The organism is Streptomyces sp. NBC_00019, assembly GCF_045041015.1.
GTDB lineage: Bacteria > Actinomycetota > Actinomycetes > Streptomycetales > Streptomycetaceae > Streptomyces.
The window spans coordinates 5,880,930-5,899,201 of the sequence record NZ_CP108302.1; the positions used below are offsets into that span (position 1 = coordinate 5,880,930).

Sequence of the window (18,272 nt, forward strand, 5' to 3'; positions counted from 1 at the left end):
TGGCCTGCCCCAAGTGGGAACGCTCACGTACGGTTGACGCATGACGAGCATCGGTGGTGCCGAGATGGTCGACTGGAATCTCGCGGTGGCGACCGCGACCCGGCTCGTGAGGCCGGGCCCGGAGGTGAGCCGCGACGAGGCCAGGGCCGTCGTCGCCGAGCTGCGCAAGCACGCCAGGGCCTCGGAGGAACACGTCCGCGGCTTCACTCGAATGGGTACCGAGGAGACCCATGACACCCCGCTCCTCGTCGTGGACCGCCCGGGCTGGGTCAAGGCGAACGTCGCCGGCTTCCGGGAACTCCTGAAGCCACTGCTGGACAAGATGCAGGAACGGCGCGGCAGCACTCCGGGCGGCGCGGTCCTCGGCGCCGTCGGCGGCAAGGTGACCGGCGTCGAACTCGGGATGCTGCTGTCCTTCCTGGCCTCCCGTGTCCTCGGCCAGTACGAGACCTTCGCCCCGGCCACCCGTGAACTCCCGGCCGGCGCCAACGGCGGCGGCCGCCTCCTGCTGGTCGCGCCGAACATCGTGCACGTGGAGCGCGAACTCGACGTACAGCCCCACGACTTCCGCCTGTGGGTGACCCTGCACGAGGAGACGCACCGCACGCAGTTCACCGCCGTGCCCTGGCTGCGGGACCATCTGGAGGGCGAAATCCAGTCGTTCTTGGGGGAGACCGAGGTCGACCCCATGACCGTCCTGGAACGCATCCGGGAAGCCGCCCAGTCGCTTGCCGGCGGGCGCCCCGAGGGCGAGGAGGACGACGGCGGACGGTCGTTGGTGGAGATCGTGCAGACGCCCGCCCAGCGGGAGATCCTCGGTCGCCTCACCGCCGTGATGTCCCTCCTGGAGGGTCACGCCGACTTCGTGATGGACGGAGTGGGTCCAGAAGTCGTACCGACCGTCCAGGAGATCCGCGAGAAGTTCCAGCAGCGTCGTGCCAAGGGCGCCTCCCGCCTGGACATGGCCCTGCGCAAGCTGCTCGGTCTGGATGCCAAACTCAGGCAGTACCGCGACGGCGAACGCTTCGTACGCGCTGTCGTCAACGAGGTCGGCATGGACGGCTTCAACCGTGTGTGGACCTCCCCCAACACCCTCCCGACGAAGACGGAGATCGCCAAACCGGCGGACTGGATCGCGAGGGTGCACCGCAAGACCGAGTCGTGAGCCTCGCGGAAGGGTCGTGAAAGAAAACCGGCCGACGGCAGGCGAACGCCCCTTCAATCACCCGTCCGAGGGACCGTGAGGCCTGGGTAGGCGTGCAATGCTCGGGGAACGGCCCGGTTCTGTCACCATCTACACACTCTGAGTGACCGAACTCGGGTCTCACCCCCGAAAACTTCATGAAGGGAACCGGACATGGGTCCCCATCCTGCGGTCGCGGCGATACGCCTGGCGGTCCGCCGCGTCCTCCACGACATCCTCAACGACCATCAGACCTCCGCCGAGGAAACCGCGCATGAGCGCCCGTCGTCGCCGCTCGTGCTCGTGGCGTGCTCCGGCGGCGCCGACTCCATGGCCCTCGCCTCCGCTCTCGCGTTCGAGGCTCCCAAACTCGGCATCCGCGCGGGTGGCGTCACCGTCGACCACGGCCTCCAGCCCGGTTCCGATCTGCGCGCCGACGAAGTCGCCCTGCGCCTGCGCGAACTAGGTCTCGACCCCGTCGAGTCCATCGCCGTGACCGTCGGCCGCGAAGGCGGACCCGAAGCAGCCGCCCGCGACGCCCGCTACGCCGCCCTCGACGCCGCCTCCGCACGCCACGGGGCCTGTGCCGTCCTGCTCGGCCACACGCGCGACGACCAGGCCGAGACCGTCCTGCTCGGTCTCGCCCGCGGCTCCGGCATCCGCTCCCTGTCCGGAATGGCCGCGGTCTCGGGGGCCGACGGCCGTTACCGCCGCCCCTTCCTCCAGCTCGACCGGCAGACCGCCCGCAAGGCCTGTCTGGTCCAGTCGCTCCCCGTCTGGGACGACCCTCACAACGCGGACCCCGCGTACACACGTTCCCGCCTGCGCCACGAGGGCCTGCCCGCCCTGGAGAAGGCCCTCGGCAAAGGCGTCGTAGAGGCACTCGCCCGCACGGCCCAGCTCTCCCGCGACGACGCCGACGCCCTCGACGCCTGGGCCAGCCAGGCCGAGACCGCCGTCCGCGACGCCGCCGGCCTCCTCGAGTGCGCCAAGCTCTACGCCCTGCCGCCCGCCGTGCGCCGCCGCATCCTGCGCCGCGCCGCCATCGAGGCCGGCGCTCCCGCAGGCTCGCTCTTCGCCCGCCACATCGAGGAAGTCGACCGGCTGATCACCGGCTGGCGCGGCCAGGGAGCCATCAATCTCCCCGGCAAGGTCGTCGCCCAGCGTCAGGGTGGCAGACTGGTGATTCGGCAAGGCTGAATCCTTACGCCCCTCAGCGGGGCCGGACAGCTGGTGGGACGACCGAAAGTGATGCGGGTGGACGCGAAAGACATGGGCACCGACCTCAAAGAGGTGCTCATCACCAAGGAAGAGATCGACGCCAAGCTCGTAGAGCTGGCCGCGAAGATCGACGCGGAGTACGCGGGCAAGGACCTGCTCATCGTCGGCGTCCTGAAGGGCGCGGTGATGGTCATGGCCGACCTCGCGCGGGCGCTGTCCACCCCCGTCACCATGGACTGGATGGCCGTGTCGTCGTACGGCGCGGGCACCCAGTCCTCCGGTGTCGTCCGGATCCTCAAGGACCTCGACACCGACATCAAGGGCAAGCACGTCCTGATCGTCGAGGACATCATCGACTCGGGCCTGACTCTGTCGTGGCTGCTGTCCAACCTCGGCTCGCGCGAGCCGGAGACGCTCAAGGTGTGCACCCTGCTGCGCAAGCCGGACGCCGCCAAGGTCGCCATCGACGTCGAGTGGGTCGGCTTCGACATCCCCAACGAGTTCGTCGTGGGCTACGGCCTCGACTACGCCGAGAAGTACCGCAACCTGCCGTTCGTCGGTACGCTCGCGCCCCACGTCTACGGCGGCTGACCCGAAGGGCCCAGCCCCGTAAGAAGATCGGGAACCCTGGCGGGCATCGCGCCGTTGGAGCATGCAGACGGGTTCGTCAGCCGTCCTGTGCGTCTTCGGGCGACAATGCTGGGGTACCGTCAGAAGAACTGTCTTATCAAACTCACTATGGCAGGAGGGACGGGGCGACACCGCTCCGTATGGATGGACGTGAAGCGATACTTCCGTGGGCCGGTCATGTGGATCGTGCTGGCCGTCCTTGCCGTGGTCGTGTTGATGCAGGTTGTCGGCTCGTCCGGCGGCTACAAGACGGTGGACACTGGCCAGGTCGTCCAGGCGATCAATGAGAACAAGGTCGAATCAGCCAAGCTGACCACCGGCGACGAGTCGACCATCAAGGTCCAGCTCAAGGACGGCGAAAAGGTCGAGGGCAGCTCCAAGATCCAGGCGAGCTATATCGGCGACCAGGGTGTGGACATCGCCAACACCCTGCAGGGCAAGTTCCAGCAGAAGCAGATCCCCGACGGGTACACCGTCTCGCCGACGAAGCAGAACGCCTTCGTCGGGATCCTGCTCTCCCTGCTCCCCTTCGTCCTCATCGTGGTCGTCTTCCTGTTCCTGATGAATCAGATGCAGGGCGGCGGCTCCCGGGTCATGAACTTCGGGAAGTCCAAGGCGAAGCTCATCACCAAGGACACCCCCAAGACGACGTTCGCCGACGTCGCCGGATCCGACGAGGCCGTCGAGGAGCTCCACGAGATCAAGGAGTTCCTCCAGGAGCCGGCGAAGTTCCAGGCCGTCGGCGCCAAGATTCCCAAGGGCGTACTGCTGTACGGCCCGCCCGGCACCGGTAAGACCCTGCTCGCGCGTGCTGTCGCGGGCGAGGCCGGCGTGCCGTTCTACTCGATCTCCGGTTCCGACTTCGTCGAGATGTTCGTCGGTGTCGGTGCCTCCCGAGTCCGTGACCTCTTCGAGCAGGCCAAGGCGAACGCCCCGGCGATCGTCTTCGTCGACGAGATCGACGCGGTCGGCCGCCATCGTGGCGCCGGCCTCGGCGGTGGTCACGACGAGCGCGAGCAGACCCTGAACCAGCTGCTCGTCGAGATGGACGGCTTCGACGTGAAGGGCGGCGTCATCCTGATCGCCGCCACGAACCGGCCCGACATCCTCGACCCGGCTCTCCTGCGCCCCGGCCGCTTCGACCGTCAGATCGCGGTCGACCGCCCGGACATGCAGGGCCGTCTGGAGATCCTCAAGGTTCACCAGAAGGGCAAGCCGGTCGCACCGGACGTCGACCTGTCGGCGGTCGCCCGCCGGACTCCGGGCTTCACCGGCGCGGACCTGTCGAACGTGCTGAACGAAGCGGCGCTCCTGACGGCGCGCAGCGACAAGAAGCTGATCGACAACCACTCGCTGGACGAGGCCATCGACCGCGTCGTGGCGGGCCCGCAGAAGCGGACCCGGATCATGTCGGACAAGGAAAAGAAGATCACCGCGTACCACGAGGGCGGACACGCCCTGGTCGCGGCGGCTTCCCCGAACTCCGACCCCGTCCACAAGATCACCATCCTGTCCCGCGGCCGTGCCCTGGGTTACACGATGGTGCTCCCGGACGAGGACAAGTACTCGACCACGCGCAACGAGATGCTCGACCAGCTCGCCTACATGCTGGGCGGCCGGGCGGCCGAGGAACTGGTCTTCCACGACCCGACCACGGGCGCCGCGAACGACATCGAGAAGGCCACGGCAACGGCCCGCGCGATGGTCACGCAGTACGGCATGACCGAGCGTCTCGGCGCCATCAAGTTCGGTGGCGACAACACCGAGCCGTTCCTCGGCCGGGAGATGTCGCACCCGCGTGACTACTCGGAAGAGGTCGCCGCGCTGGTCGACGAGGAGGTCAAGAAGCTCATCGAGACGGCGCACAACGAGGCCTGGGAGATCCTGGTCGAGAACCGCGACGTCCTCGACGCGCTCGTGCTCCAGCTGCTGGAGAAGGAGACGCTGAACAAGGAGCAGATCGCCGAGGTCTTCGCTCCCATCGTCAAGCGTCCCCCGCGGCCGGCCTGGACCGGCTCCTCCCGCCGCACGCCGTCCACCCGTCCGCCGGTGCTCTCCCCCAAGGAGCTCGCACTGACGAACGGCGCCAACGGTGTGACTCCGGCGATCACCACCGCCAAGTCCACTGTGGCGGACTCCGCCCCGGCGGCTGAGCCGGTCACCGAGGACCGCCCGGAGAACTGACACCCCGGGCCCCGGTGACCTCACCGGGCCCGGAATGGATGCCGCGCCCCCCAGGATCTAGCCTGGGGGGCGCGGCGCTTTTCGGCCGCGTCGGCAGGCACACCCAGGAACGAGGCAGAGATGACCGACCCCGTGACGCTGGACGGCGAGGGCTCGATCGGCGAGTTCGACGAGAAGCGCGCCGAGAACGCGGTGCGCGAGCTGTTGATCGCGGTGGGGGAGGACCCTGACCGGGAGGGGCTCAGGGAGACGCCGGGGCGGGTGGCTCGGGCGTATCAGGAGATATTCGCGGGGCTGTGGCAGAAGGCCGAGGACGTGCTGACGACGACGTTCGACCTGGGGCACGACGAGATGGTGCTCGTGAAGGACATCGAGGTGTACTCGACGTGTGAGCATCACCTGGTGCCCTTCCGGGGTGTTGCTCACGTCGGCTACATTCCGGCCACCACTGGCAAGATCACCGGCCTGTCCAAGCTGGCGCGTCTCGTGGATGTCTACGCTCGTCGGCCGCAGGTGCAGGAACGACTCACCACGCAGATAGCGGACTCCCTGATGGAGATCCTGGAGCCGCGCGGTGTGATCGTCGTCGTCGAGTGCGAGCACATGTGCATGTCGATGCGCGGCATCCGCAAGCCGGGCGCGAAGACCATAACGTCGGCGGTACGGGGGCAGCTGCGGGACGCGGCGACACGCAACGAGGCGATGAGCCTCATCATGGCCCGCTGACGGCACTGGGCAGGGCGTCACCGGGCAGGGCGTCTGTGCGCTGGAGCGCGGCGCCGCGTGGCTTGTTCGGCGCTATGCCGCCGACGCCGCCCCCGTGTTCCGGTCGTCGTCCTCCGGGAGCTTGCAGACCCGCTCCAGGAAGATGGCGGCCACTATGACCGCGATGCCCGCCAGGACCGAGAAGCCGGCGTAGATGGCCTGGTCGCGGCGGGCGGGGATGTCGAGGGATTCCAGGAGGAAGACACCCGTGCCGCCGTACATGCCGGCGACCAGGGCGGCTACGAGGGCGCTGGCCTGGCCGAAGACGACCGCGCGGGCCGCCATCAGGGGGTCGACGCCCTTGGCCTCGGGGCGGCGTTCGCGCTGCGCCTTGAGGCGGGACCGGATCGAGAGCGCCGTGGCGACCAGGACCACGGCGATCAGGGCGAGGACGATGGGGGCGGCCAGGGGGACGCTGGGCAGGGTCCCGATCGAGTTCCACAGGCGGGCGCCCGCCCAGGACAGGATTGCGGCGATGACGAAGACGCCGGCCAGCAGCCTGATGCGCAGCTCTCTCACGGTGCCCCTTCAGCTCCCCCGGGATCCCACGAACAGTGGTTGCTTTGACCTTAACGACTATTCGGGCAGCCGGAGTTCCAGGTCCGGGCGGGCTTCGATGCCGATTCGGGTGACGGTGGCCAACAGGCCGGACACCGGGCCGTGGCCGGGGAGCTGTGCCTGCGGTTCCACGTCGTTCCACGGCGCCAGGACGAAGGCTCGTTCATGGGCGCGCGGGTGGGGGAGCGTGAGCGTCGGGTCGTCGGAGACGACGTCGGCGTACGCCACGATGTCGACGTCGAGTGTGCGGGCGCCCCAACGCTCGTCCCGTACGCGGTGGAAGGCCTCCTCGACCGCGTGGGCCCGCTCCAGGAGCGAGGACGGGGGCAGCGTCGTCTTCACCACGACGACCGCGTTGAAGTACGCGGGCTGGCTGCCGGGCTCGACGCCCCACGGCTCCGTCTCGTAGACCGGGGAGACCGCCTTCACGCGGACGCCCGGGGTGTCCTCGAGGGCGTCGATGGCCCCTTGGAGGGTCTCCAGGCGGTTGCCGAGGTTGGCGCCGAGGGAGATCACGGCCCGCTTCGGGTTGTGGAGGGTGGTGTCGGCGGCGTCGACCTGCTGTACGACGGAGGCGGGCACCGGCTGTACGGTCGGGTCGCTGTGACCCTCGGTGAACGAGGCAGTCATACTCGGCTCCGGGTGATGGTGATCGTCACGTCGTCGAAGGGGACCGTGATCGGTGCGTCCGGTTTGTGGACGCAGACCTCGACCTCCTGGACCTCTTCGTGCTTCAGACAGGCCTGCGCGATGCGCTCGGCGAGCGTTTCGATGAGGTTGACGGGCTCGCCCTCGACGACGGCCACGACCTCCTCCGCCACGATTCCGTAGTGCGCGGTCTTCGACAGGTCGTCGTCGGCGGCGGCCGGCCGGGTGTCCAGTCCCAGGACGAGGTCCACGATGAAGGTCTGGCCCTCCTCGCGCTCCCTGGGGAACACACCGTGGTGCCCGCGGGCCTTCAGGCCGCGCAGCGCGACACGATCCACGCGAATCACTCCTGCAATCGTCGGTAACGGCCGGTTCATGTCGTGTGCGGACGCCACACCGGCCTCGAACGAATCTACCTGCGGGCACTGACAGGGCCGGGCCACGGGGGCGCGGGCCCGAGCCGGTGCCAGAGGTTTCATCGGGTGTTTCCCCTGGGGAACCCGGTGGCTCACGGGTTGATAGCCGCCCCTACCCCGGGGTCCGTGATTCCAACCACTTCTTGGTCCCTGTGGGGCGCCTACCCGCTCAGGAGGGTGTGTCGTCCGGTTCGTCCCCGTCGTTTTCGGCCAGAACGGGAGAGGCGTGGTGGGACCAGAGTTTCCAGCCGGACGGGGTGCGGCGGAACACGTTGGTCGCGACCACCAGCTGGCCGACGAGCGGGCCGAGTTCCGCGCCGCCCTCGGGGGCGGGGCCGCCGCTGAGGATGTTCTCGGTGCAGTTGACGAGGGCGGTGTCGCCGGTGACGGAGACGTGTACGTCGGTGAGGAAGAACTGGATGTAGTCGGTGTTCGCCATGATCAGCGCGTACGACCTGAGGACCTCGCCGCGGCCGGTGAGCACGGGCCAGCCGGGGTGCACGCAGGAGACCACGCCGGTGTCGGCCGGGTCGTGGTACTCCTCGTCGACGCCGAGGTCGGCCGGGGTGAGCCAGAGGGAGGACAGCTCTTCGAAGTCGCCGCGCTCCATCGCCTCGTAGTAGGTGGTGTTGGCGGCTTCCACCTGCTCGACGTCGGTGTGGGGGGCGCTCACTGGTCGCCTTCGGGGGAGTGGGTGCCCGGCGTGCGCGTCGCTGTCTGTGCCCCGCTTGTGCTGTCCGCGCGGGGTGTGGGGTCGGTCGTGGGCGCTTGGCCCGTGGTGGCCGCGCCGGGCACGTGGTCGGTCGTGAGCGCCTCGCTCGCGTGAGCTGTCTCCGGTGCACGGTCCGGTGCGCGCGCTCCCTCCACGGCGCGTGCGACCCGTACCGCGTCCGCCGTCGCGCGCACCTCGTGCACGCGCACCGCCCATGCGCCGGCCTGCGCCGCGAGGGCGGAGACGGCGGCGGTCGCGGCGTCGCGCTCGCGGGCGGGGGGCGGGGCGCTCTCCGGGCCGGCGAGGACGCGGCCGAGGAAGCGCTTGCGGGAGGCGGCGACGAGGAGGGGGTGGCCGAGGGTGAGCAGGCGGTCGAGGTGGGCGAGGAGGACGAGGTCGTGCTCGGCGTCCTTGGAGAAGCCGAGGCCGGGGTCGACGACGACGCGGTCGGGGGCGATGCCGCCGGCGAGGACTGCCTCCACGCGCGCGTGGAGTTCGTCGACCACTTCCGCGACGACGTCGGCGTAGACGCCCTTGACGTTGCCGCCCTCCAGGAAGCCGCGCCAGTGCATGACCACGAAGGGGGCGCCGGAGTCGGCGACGACGGGAATCATCGCGGGGTCGGCGAGGCCGCCGCTGACGTCGTTGACGAGGGAGGCACCGGCGGCGAGGGCCTGTGCGGCGACCGAGGCGCGCATGGTGTCCACGGAGATGGTGACGCCCTCGGAGGCGAGGCCGCGGACCACGGGGATGACGCGCTTGAGCTCCTCGGCCTCGTCGACGCGGGTGGCGCCGGGGCGGGTGGACTCACCGCCGACGTCGACGAGGTCGGCGCCCTCCTCGACCAGGGCGAGGCCGTGCTTGACGGCGGCCGTCGTGTCGAACCAGCGGCCGCCGTCGGAGAAGGAGTCGGGGGTGACGTTGACGACTCCCATGACCGCGCAGCGGTCCCATTCCGGCAGCCCGACGACGCGCCCGCGTCCGCTCTGCTTGCTCATACGTTCAGCCTAGGCCCAGGGAGGAGCCGCAAGCCCGGCCCGGAGAGCGGGGTCCCCCTCCGCATCCCGGGCCACCCGAGGTCACGCCGCGCGGACGTCTCTTTCCGTGACGGCGTGGGCACACGCGCGTGCGGTGGTCCGGCGGCGGCGCAGGAAGCGCGGCAGAGGGAGGGCGAGGTTGACGAAGCCCTCGGCCTGCATGGCGGCGAAGCCGATGCGGGGAAGGTCGCCGGATGCGCGGTAGACGACGAAGCGGGGCTCCCAGCGGGGCTGGAACTTCGCGTTGAACTTGTACAGGGACTCGATCTGGAACCAGCGGGAGAGGAAGACCAGCAGCCCGCGCCAGGCGCGCAGCACCGGACCCGCGCCGATCTTCTCGCCGCGTGCGAGGGCGGCGCGGAACATGGCGAAGTTCAGCGACACGCGCGCGATGTCGAACTTCGGAGCCGCCTGGAGCGCGGCCACGATGAGGAGTTCGTTCATGCCGGGGTCGGCGGAGCGGTCGCGGCGCATCAGGTCCAGGGAGACACCGTCGGTGCCCCAGGGGACGAAGTGCAGGATCGCCTTCAGGTCGCCGTACTCGCCCGGCACGGCGTCCGCCTTGTGGGCGGTGGCGATCAGGCAGTCCCCGTCGGTGGGGTCGCCGATGCGGCCCAGCGCCATGGAGAAGCCGCGCTCGGTGTCGGTGCCGCGCCAGTCGTCGGCGGCGCGGCGGATGCGCTCGAGTTCGGCGTCGCCGAGGTCACGGACGCGCCGTACGCGAGTCTCGTAACCGGCGCGCTCGATGCGCTTGACCATCTGGCGCACGTTGCGCATCGCGCGCCCGGCGAGGGAGAAATCCGCGACGTCCACCACCGCCTCGTCGCCCAGTTCCAGGGCGTCCAGGCCGGTCTCGCGGGTCCAGACCTCGCCGCCGGTCTCCGAGCAGCCCATGACGGCGGGCGTCCAGGAGTGGACCTTCGCCTCGTCCATGAAGCGCTCGATGGCGCCCGGCCAGGCCTCGACGTCGCCGATGGGGTCGCCGCTGGCGAGCATCACGCCGGAGACGACGCGGTAGGTCACCGCGGCCTTGCCGCTGGGGGAGAAGACGACGGCCTTGTCGCGGCGCAGCGCGAAGTGGCCGAGGGAGTCGCGGCCGCCGTGCTTGTCCAGGAGGGCCCTGAGACGGACCTCGTCGTCCTCTGTGAGCTGCGCGGCGGGGTGTTCGGGGCGGAAGGCCAGGTAGATCGTCGTGATCGCCGTGAGCAGGCCCAGGGCGCCGAGGGAGAAGGCGACCGTCCAGGAGGTGTTGCCCTGGTAGTCGACGGGGCCCTCGAAGCCGAACAGGCCGTACAGGACGTGGGTGATGCGGTCGGCCAGGCTCGGGTCGCCGACGAGCGTCTTCGGGTGGACGCTGACGATGACCAGCCCGAGTGCGAGCGAACCGGCGCCCATGAGGACGAAGTTGGCGAGCGCGCGCCACCGGCTGCGCGGGTCGGGCAGCGCCCTGAACTGGTCGCGGTGGATCAGCAGCGGCGCGAGCAGGGCGAGCGAGATGAGCGCGCCCACCAGGGAGTGGCGGTACGTGAACTGTGCGACCGCGCCGGCCGGCAGCAGGGCCACGGCGGCCCGCCAGGCCCGCCGCTTGCGGCGCCTGAGGCCGTGGGCGAGCAGAAGCAGCAGCACGCCTGTGCTCATGGAGAGCGCCGCGGCGAACGGGCCGAGCGCGCCCGGGAGTACCTCGGCCATGGTGTGCATACGGCTGTGCCGGAAGCGCGGGAAGACGCCCGCGGCGATGTCCAGCAGGCCCACGATCGCGCAGGCTCTGGCGACCAGGACGGGGACGGCTTCGGGGCGCGGGCCACGCAGTGTGTGCCGTGCCCACTGTGATCGGTGCGGAACCCCGCCCGACATTTCCACATCTGTCCTGACAGACATCGCATCCCGTAGTTCTGCGAGAGACCTTGGATCCGGGCCCGCATCGGGCGTCCGGCGACATTGCGCCCTCTAGGACGGTGTCTTCGAGGGAGAGGTTCACTCGCTTCCTCAAAGCCGGTTCAAAGGCCGGGAAAAGGGCCGGACAAGCCTTCGCGAAGATCCGCGGGGTGCGCCGGCACGGGGAGAAAGCGCAGGCAGGAAACCAACCATGGGTCTCACGGGGAACAACGTGCTGGTGCTGGCGGTCGGGTCGGCGGTGCTGCTGTTCGTCGGCACGGTGTGGCTGTGGCCACGGCTGTCGCGGCGGAGCTGGCGGGCCGTCGGCGGGCGGGTGGGTCTGCTGCTCGCGACCCAGCTGGCGCTCTTCGCGGCGGTCGGGCTCGCCGCCAACCAGGCTTTCGGGTTCTACGCCAGCTGGGCCGACCTGTTCGGGCAGGAGGACGAGCAGGGGGTGGTCGTCGACCACACGGCGAACGGCGGCTCGGGCGGCCCGCTCCAGGTGACGGACATTCGGCGGGTCAGGGAGGCGGGCAGCGCGCGACCGCAGAACGGCGGCCAGATCCAGAAGGTCTCCATTGTCGGCCGTACGACGCACATCGCCACGTCCGCCTTCGTCTACCTGCCGCCGGAGTACTTCCAGCCGCAGTACCGCGCGCGGACGTTTCCCGCCGCTGTGGTTCTCACCGGATATCCGGGCACCGCGCAGGCGCTGGTCGACAAACTCCACTACCCGAGCACGGCCTTGGACCTCGCCAAGGACGGCCGTATGCAGCCGATGATCCTGGTGATGATGCGGCCGACGGTGGCGCCGCCACGGGACACGGAGTGCGTCGACATTCCGGACGGACCCCAGGCGGAGTCGTTCTTCGCCAAGGACCTGCCCGACGCCGTTCTCGCGCACTACAGGGTGGGAAGGAAGCCGGGCAGCTGGGGCGTCATCGGCGACTCCACGGGCGGCTATTGCGCACTGAAGCTCGCCATGCACCACCCCGAGGTGTACGCCGCGGGCGCGGGCCTCTCGCCGTACTACAACGCGCCGAGCGACCCCACCACCGGCGATCTCTTCCAGGGCGACAAGGGGCTGCGCGATCGCGCGAACCTGTTCTGGTACCTCAAGCACATGCCCGCGCCCGACACTTCACTGCTCGTCAGCAGCAGCAAGATCGGTGAGGCGAACTACAAGGACACGCTGAAGTTCATAGACCGCGTGAAGGCGACGAACCGGACGCGTATCTCGTCGATCATCCTCGAAAGCGGCGGGCACAACTTCAACACCTGGCGGCGGGAGATTCCGGCGACGCTGCAGTGGATCAGCGGGCGGTTGAGCGATCGGTGACAAATGATCTTGCGGTGGAGTCGGTGGAGTCGGTGGATCGTGTCGCTGTTGTCGAATTCGGTGGCGGGTCTGATTCCTGATGTCGTGTGAAGGCTGCGGGATGGCTGTGTTTTTACGGGCCGGGGCACCACGATTCGCCTACGCGCGGTAAGTTTCTGGCCATGCCACGTGGACGTCACCGCCATTCCCCGCCCTTGCACAGGCTGCTTCCCCCGTCGGCGATCGCAGGCGTCTCCGTCGTCTGCGCATTCGGCCCCTGGGCGTTCTCGCAGCCGGCCGTGCTGCGTGTCGTCGCCGCGGCCGCCGCGGCGACGGCGGTCGTCGGTGCGGCCGTCATGCGCCGCTGGGACACGCAGGCCGGTAAGCAGGTCGCCGACCTCATACGCGCGCGTGCGGGCGACGAGTGGCGATTCGAGGAACGGGTCGCCGAACTGGAGACCGACCTCGAGGAGTCGCGCGAACTGCGCGGCAAGCTGGAGCAGCGGCTGCGGTCCAAGCGCACGGAACTGGCGGGCCTGCGCAACGAGCACGCGGCCCTGCTGCGCCGGTACGCCACGGCGGAGACCGAGCGGGCGAGCGCCCTGGAGGGCCGCCGGCTGCTCGAGATAGAGGCGGCACCGGCGCGCGCGCTGCCGCCGGTGCCGGTCGCCGTCGAGGAGGCCGAGGCTGTGGCTGCCCCGGCCGAGGACGAAGCGGTGGAGACCGAGGACGAGGCGGTGGAGAGCGCCGAGGCCGCTGAGAGAACCGAGGCCGTCGACGACGAGCCGGAGGCGCCCGCGATCTTCTCGCCGGAGGGCTCCCAGCTGTTCCTGCGGGCGAAGGCGGCGCTGTCGCGGTTCGACGGCGGCGAGGGTGCCACGAAGGACGACGCTCCCGAGGCCTCGGCCAAGGAGGGCTCGACGAAGGACAGCTCGGCCAAGGACAGTTCGTCCAAGGACGACGGCTCCCCCAAGGACGACGGCTCCCCGGACGGCGACGGCGGTCCGAAGGGCGAGGGCCCCGCGAAGGACGTTCCGGCGCAGGTCGGTCCCGTCGCCGCGCAGGTGGTCACCTCCGGTGACTCCGGAGCGGAGGCCACGCAGGAGGACGAGGCGCAGGGGCAGCCCGTGGCGGTCGACGGGCATACGCGCGCGGCCGCCGTCACCACCACGCCGGCCAAGTCGGCCCAGCCCGCGCAGCAGCCCTCCGGGCACTTCGTCGCACCGACCGCGGTGGCCGTCGTGCCGGCCGCGCCCGTGCGGCGTGCCGCCGTCGAGGGCGGCTTCGACTTCTTCGGCATGCAGAAGGCGTCCGCCGAGCTGGAGTCCGTGCAGAACGAGGACCTCGCCGACGTGGTCGGCCAGGAGGCGCTCGCCCTCCACAAGGCCGAGTCCGAGGCGGAGTTCAAGCCGGCGGACGAGGAGTCCCGGGGCATCGGCCAGGTCATCGACCTGACGGCGCACGACGAGACCGAGCAGATCGATGTGCAGGGGCTGCGGAGCGCGGCTTCCTGAACGACGCGTCGACCAGAGCCGCGCGGACTCCCGAGGGGGCCGCGCGGTTCTCGTTTCTCCGTCGCGGCCCGGTCGGGCGCCCAGCGGTCCGGTCAGGCCATCCACCGGTCGGGCCGGGCGTCCTGCCGTCCCGTCCGTGACCTCTCCGCCTGCGCCCGCAGCAGCTCCGCGGCCTCCTCCACGTCCCGCAGACGCGCTGTGACGGTCTTGTTGGCCCCGGTGTCCACGTGGATGTCGGCGAGCCGCCAGAGACGCTGCCAGGGCCCCTGGGCGAGCCGTACGCTCTGGACCTTCGCGTGCGGTACCAGGGCGAGGCTGCGGCGCAGCAGGCCTTGCCGGGCCGCGAACACCGCGTCGGTGACGGCGAGTCCGTAGCCCCGCCACCACACGGGCATGCAACGCCCGGCGCGCCGCGGCGGCCGGGACAGCGCCGACAGGGGCGGTACGACCACGCCGGGCAGCACGCGCGCGACGATCGCCTCGGCGACCTCGCGCGGGGCAACGGGCACCAGCACGGAGTTGGACGACCCGGCCACGTCCAGCTCGACCCGCACCCAGCCGCGCCGCCGCCACAGCAGCGGCTCCACTATCCGTACGGTCTGCACACGCCCCGGCGGCACCGTCTCGTGGGTGCGGTCCAGGAGCCCGTGGTCGATCCGCAGCCCGTCGGGCGACTCGCCCACGGTCCAGTCGTACTCGCCGACGAACCGCCCCACGCTGCTCGCGCCCGCCGCGCCGAGCAGCGGTACGCCGGTCGCGAGGACCGTCCACAGGCTGTGGGTGGCGAACCACAGCACGGGCGGTACGACGAGGGCGGCGGCCAGTGTGGCCCAGGTGGCGCCCGTCAGGACGAGGGCGATCGCGAGGTCGCGCGCGGGCGTGCGCAGCAGCTCGCGTGCCGGAGCCTCGCCGACTTCGTGCGCCGTCTCGGGTGCGAACCCGGCGGCGCGGGCGAGGAGTTCCGCGCGGAGCACCCGCGCCTCGCGTTCCCCCAGGAAGGCCAGTTCGTCCTTCTTGTCGGTGCCTATGACGTCGAGTTTGAGCTTCGCGACGCCCGCCACGCGCGCGAGGAGCGGCTGGGTGACGTCGATCGCCTGGATGCGTTCCAGCCGAATGTGCGCGGTGCGCCGGAACACCAGGCCGGTACGGATGCGCAGTTCGGCCTCGGTCACCGCGAAGTGCGTGTACCACCAGGTGAGGAAGCCGTAGAGGCCGGCGGCGGGGACGAACGCGGCGAGGACGATCAGCAGGACGGTGGGCGTCAGCCGGGTCAGCTGGCGCTGCGCCTGGTCGGGGTCGTGCACCGCCCACCCGATGAGCACCGCGACGGGCGCCCACGCCCGCCTGAGCGGTGTCACGGGGTGCAGCCGCCGCTCGGTCACGGGCGGCTTCTGCCGTACGTCGTCGTCGATGCCCGGTGTCGTCACAGGCCCGCCGATCGTGCCTGGCCGAGCTCGGTGAGCCGGTCGCGCAGCCGTTCCGCCTCGGCCGGCTCCAGGCCCGGGATGGTCGCGTCGGTCGCCGCGGCCGCCGTGTGCAACTGCACGCTGGACAGCCCGAAGTGCCGTTCCACGGGCCCGGAGGTGACCTCGACCAGCTGCATCCGGCCGTACGGCACGACGGTCTCCTCGCGCCACAGCACACCCCGGCTGATCAGCAGGTCGTCGGCGCGCTCGGCGTACCGCCAGGAGGCCCAGTTGCGGCCCAGCATCACCCAGCCCCATGCCATGAGGGCGAGCGGCAGCAGCGCGAACGCGGCCCAGGCGGGGCCCGCGAACAGGTTCAGCAGCACACCGACCGCCACGGTCAGCAGCCCCAGCCACACCACCAGCAACAACCGTCGCATCCGCAGCAGCCCCGGAGGGAGGCCGATCCACACCGGCTCGCCCTCGGCCGTCCCCGTGCCCTGCCCGTTCCCGGTCTCCATGAGGTCAGCGTACGTAGGACAGACTGTGTCCATGACTCCCACGACGGAGACCACGGTCGGTATCGGCGGCGCCGCGGAGAGCACCGACATGGTGCTCAACATCGGGCCCCAGCACCCGTCGACGCACGGTGTGCTGCGCCTCAGGCTCGTCCTGGACGGTGAGCGGATCCAGCACGCCGAGCCGGTGATCGGCTATATGCACCGGGGCGCGGAGAAGCTCTTCGAGGCGCGCGACTACCGCCAGATCATCATGCTCGCCAACCGCCACGACTGGCTGTCGGCCTTCTCCAACGAGCTGGGCGTGGTCCTCGCCGTGGAGCGCATGCTGGGCATGGAGGTCCCCCCGCGCGCGGTGTGGACGCGCACCTTGCTCGCGGAGCTCAACCGGGTGCTCAACCACCTGATGTTCCTGGGCTCCTACCCGCTGGAACTCGGCGGCATCACGCCGGTCTTCTACGCGTTCCGGGAGCGCGAGGTGCTCCAGAACGTCATGGAGGAGGTCTCCGGCGGACGCATGCACTACATGTTCAACCGCGTCGGCGGCCTCAAGGAGGACCTGCCGGCCGGCTGGGCCACGCGCGCGCGTGCCGCAGTCGCCGCTGTGCGCTCGCGGATGGACGTGTACGACGACCTGGTGCTCGGCAACGAGATCTTCCGGGGGCGCACGCGGGGCGTGGGCGTGCTCACGCCGGAGGCCGTGCACGCGTACGGCGTGAGCGGGCCGATCGCGCGCGCCTGCGGGGTCGACTTCGATCTGCGCCGGGACGAGCCGTACCTCGCGTACGAGGAGCTCAAGGACACCCTGAGGGTGGTGACCCGCGAGGAGGGCGACTGTCTCTCCCGCTTCGAGGTCCTCCTGGAGCAGACCCACAACGCCCTCGACCTCGCCGACGCCTGCCTCGACCGCCTGGCCGAGCTCGCGCCCGGCCCGATCAACCAGCGGCTCCCGAAGGTCCTGAAGGCGCCCGAGGGCCACACGTACGCGTGGACCGAGAACCCGCTCGGCATCAACGGCTACTACCTCGTCAGCAAGGGCGAGAAGACCCCGTACCGCCTCAAGCTCCGCTCGGCCTCGTACAACAACATCCAGGCCCTCGCGGAGCTGCTCCCGGGCACGCTGGTCGCGGACATGGTCGCGATCCTGGGGTCACTGTTCTTCGTGGTCGGGGACATCGACAAGTAGGGCCCCGAGAGGTGTGTCCGGTGTGTCCGGGACCGCGACCGGCTGGAGCAGCCAGCCGAAGTCGCCGAGGCCGCCGGGTGCGGTGAGTTCGGCGGCCTCGCCGGCGCTCGCGAGGGCGCGTACGTAGGCCGCGGGCTGTGTCGAGGCCAGTGCGAGCGGGGGGCGTGCGCCTGTGACCCCCAAGGCGCGCAGGGCGGCGCGTTGTGTCAGTACGCGCCCCCCGGGCAGCGCGCACGCGTCCAGCGCGACGTGCGCCGTGACGTCGCACGACCCGTCCGGTACGGGCGCCGTCTCGCGTCCCGCGCGGAAACCGGTGAGCGTCCCGAAGAGGGGGCGCGCGCCGACCTCGTGCGCGTAGTCGACCGCGACCGCGAACCCCCGTTCGACCGTCGCGACCGCGGCGGCCCACGCCTCGTCCCGGGGCAGCCCCACCTCCGCCCGCAGCCCCTCCTCGGCCGGCAGCGGCCACCACCGCGCGAGCCACTGCGCCTCCGCGCCGGAGAACGGCTCCCCGAGCCGCTCGGTCCCGTCGGGCCGTACGAGCACCCGTCGGGCCACGCCCGCGGAGTCCGTCTCGGCGATCTCCACGGGCACGTTGTCCAGCCACTCGTTGGCGAACAGCAGCCCGGTGATCCCGCGCGGGGGCTCGGTCAGCCACTCGATCCGGTGGTCGAGGCCAGCCGGGCGGGCGGCGATTTCGACGGCGTACGCGCGCGTACGGGTGGCCAGGTCGGCGGGCAGCGCGGCGAGCACCCCGGTGATCAGCTCGCCGCGGCCGGCGGCCATGTCGACGAAGTCGAGCGTCGCTGGCCGGCCCAGGGCCTCGTCGACCCGGCCCAGCAGCCGTGCCACGGCCTCGGCGAACAGCGGCGACGCGTGCACCGACGTACGGAAGTGACCGGCCGGCCCCTCGGACCGGTGATAGAAGCCCCCGGGTCCGTACAGGGCGCTCTCCGCGGCCGCCCGCCAGCCACGCCATTCACCCGCCGTGTCGTCCGTCACGCCGCCAGATTAGGCGTACAGAGGAACGGGGCCTCCACCTTGGGGAGTACGCGGGCCGGGCATGGATCGGTCCTCCGGTTGACCCCTGCACGCTTCACG

The 18,272-nt window shown here is 70.7% G+C and carries 17 protein-coding genes; 8 read left to right on the forward strand and 9 right to left on the reverse strand.

Features of this window, described 5'->3' with window-relative positions; translation table 11 throughout:
• Positions 1-40: 40 nt before the first annotated feature.
• From OHU89_RS27800 to folE, 5 genes are all read left to right on the forward strand, one after another.
• On the forward strand, positions 41-1,165 hold the full coding sequence (locus OHU89_RS27800; RefSeq protein WP_405646769.1) for a zinc-dependent metalloprotease: 1,125 nt from the start codon (positions 41-43) through the stop codon (positions 1,163-1,165).
• A gap of 192 nt (positions 1,166-1,357) precedes the next feature.
• Positions 1,358-2,383 (forward strand): tRNA lysidine(34) synthetase TilS, encoded by a 1,026-nt coding sequence (gene tilS / locus OHU89_RS27805; protein WP_405646770.1) that lies wholly within the window; start codon positions 1,358-1,360, stop codon positions 2,381-2,383.
• A 51-nt stretch (positions 2,384-2,434) separates the two neighbouring features.
• On the forward strand, positions 2,435-2,995 hold the full coding sequence (hpt, locus tag OHU89_RS27810) for a hypoxanthine phosphoribosyltransferase (protein ID WP_046260375.1): 561 nt from the start codon (positions 2,435-2,437) through the stop codon (positions 2,993-2,995).
• 183 nt (positions 2,996-3,178) lie between these two features.
• On the forward strand, positions 3,179-5,218 hold the full coding sequence (gene ftsH, locus OHU89_RS27815; protein ID WP_405646772.1) for an ATP-dependent zinc metalloprotease FtsH: 2,040 nt from the start codon (positions 3,179-3,181) through the stop codon (positions 5,216-5,218).
• A 120-nt stretch (positions 5,219-5,338) separates the two neighbouring features.
• Entirely contained in the window at positions 5,339-5,944 is a 606-nt protein-coding gene (gene folE / locus OHU89_RS27820; protein ID WP_405646774.1) for a GTP cyclohydrolase I FolE, read from the forward strand.
• A gap of 72 nt (positions 5,945-6,016) precedes the next feature.
• On the opposite strand, the gene OHU89_RS27825 is transcribed toward folE, so the two are convergent.
• From OHU89_RS27825 to OHU89_RS27850, 6 genes are all read right to left on the reverse strand, one after another.
• Positions 6,017-6,502, reverse strand: coding sequence for a DUF3180 domain-containing protein (locus tag OHU89_RS27825; protein ID WP_266823875.1), 486 nt, complete (start codon positions 6,500-6,502; stop codon positions 6,017-6,019).
• Positions 6,503-6,559: 57 nt separating this feature from the next.
• Positions 6,560-7,171 carry a 2-amino-4-hydroxy-6-hydroxymethyldihydropteridine diphosphokinase gene (folK, locus tag OHU89_RS27830; protein WP_405646776.1) on the reverse strand — a complete coding sequence of 204 codons (612 nt, stop codon included), beginning with the start codon at positions 7,169-7,171 and terminating at the stop codon, positions 6,560-6,562.
• The gene (folB, locus tag OHU89_RS27835; protein WP_266823871.1) at positions 7,168-7,527 is read right to left on the reverse strand and encodes a dihydroneopterin aldolase; all 360 of its coding nucleotides are present in this window, start codon (positions 7,525-7,527) and stop codon (positions 7,168-7,170) included. The genes folK and folB overlap by 4 nt, the downstream gene beginning before the upstream one ends.
• Before the next feature lie 247 nt (positions 7,528-7,774).
• On the reverse strand, positions 7,775-8,278 hold the full coding sequence (locus OHU89_RS27840) for a nuclear transport factor 2 family protein (RefSeq protein WP_405646778.1): 504 nt from the start codon (positions 8,276-8,278) through the stop codon (positions 7,775-7,777).
• Positions 8,275-9,315: a dihydropteroate synthase gene (gene folP, locus OHU89_RS27845; RefSeq protein ID WP_405646780.1), complete on the reverse strand. Its 1,041-nt coding sequence runs from the start codon at positions 9,313-9,315 to the stop codon at positions 8,275-8,277. The genes OHU89_RS27840 and folP overlap by 4 nt, the downstream gene beginning before the upstream one ends.
• 81 nt (positions 9,316-9,396) lie before the next feature.
• Positions 9,397-11,208 (reverse strand): phosphatidylglycerol lysyltransferase domain-containing protein, encoded by a 1,812-nt coding sequence (locus tag OHU89_RS27850; protein WP_405646782.1) that lies wholly within the window; start codon positions 11,206-11,208, stop codon positions 9,397-9,399.
• Positions 11,209-11,440: 232 nt separating this feature from the next.
• Between OHU89_RS27850 and OHU89_RS27855 the strand changes: the two genes are divergently transcribed.
• Positions 11,441-12,568, forward strand: a complete 1,128-nt coding sequence (locus OHU89_RS27855; protein ID WP_405646784.1) for an alpha/beta hydrolase — start codon at positions 11,441-11,443, stop codon at positions 12,566-12,568.
• Positions 12,569-12,729: 161 nt separating this feature from the next.
• Positions 12,730-14,061, forward strand: a complete 1,332-nt coding sequence (locus OHU89_RS27860; RefSeq protein ID WP_405646787.1) for a hypothetical protein — start codon at positions 12,730-12,732, stop codon at positions 14,059-14,061.
• 92 nt (positions 14,062-14,153) lie between these two features.
• Here OHU89_RS27860 and OHU89_RS27865 read toward each other — a convergent pair whose 3' ends face one another.
• Both OHU89_RS27865 and OHU89_RS27870 read right to left on the reverse strand, forming a co-directional pair.
• Positions 14,154-15,488: a PH domain-containing protein gene (locus tag OHU89_RS27865; protein WP_405646789.1), complete on the reverse strand. Its 1,335-nt coding sequence runs from the start codon at positions 15,486-15,488 to the stop codon at positions 14,154-14,156.
• Positions 15,485-15,988, reverse strand: coding sequence for a PH domain-containing protein (locus tag OHU89_RS27870; protein ID WP_405646791.1), 504 nt, complete (start codon positions 15,986-15,988; stop codon positions 15,485-15,487). The genes OHU89_RS27865 and OHU89_RS27870 overlap by 4 nt, the downstream gene beginning before the upstream one ends.
• Positions 15,989-16,019: 31 nt before the next feature.
• Between OHU89_RS27870 and OHU89_RS27875 the strand changes: the two genes are divergently transcribed.
• Complete coding sequence (locus OHU89_RS27875; protein ID WP_405646793.1) at positions 16,020-17,171, forward strand: NADH-quinone oxidoreductase subunit D; 1,152 nt, start codon at positions 16,020-16,022, stop codon at positions 17,169-17,171.
• Here the strand turns inward: OHU89_RS27875 and OHU89_RS27880 are convergent.
• Positions 17,136-18,173 (reverse strand): SAM-dependent methyltransferase, encoded by a 1,038-nt coding sequence (locus OHU89_RS27880; RefSeq protein ID WP_405646795.1) that lies wholly within the window; start codon positions 18,171-18,173, stop codon positions 17,136-17,138. The genes OHU89_RS27875 and OHU89_RS27880 overlap by 36 nt on opposite strands.
• Positions 18,174-18,272: the final 99 nt, after the last annotated feature.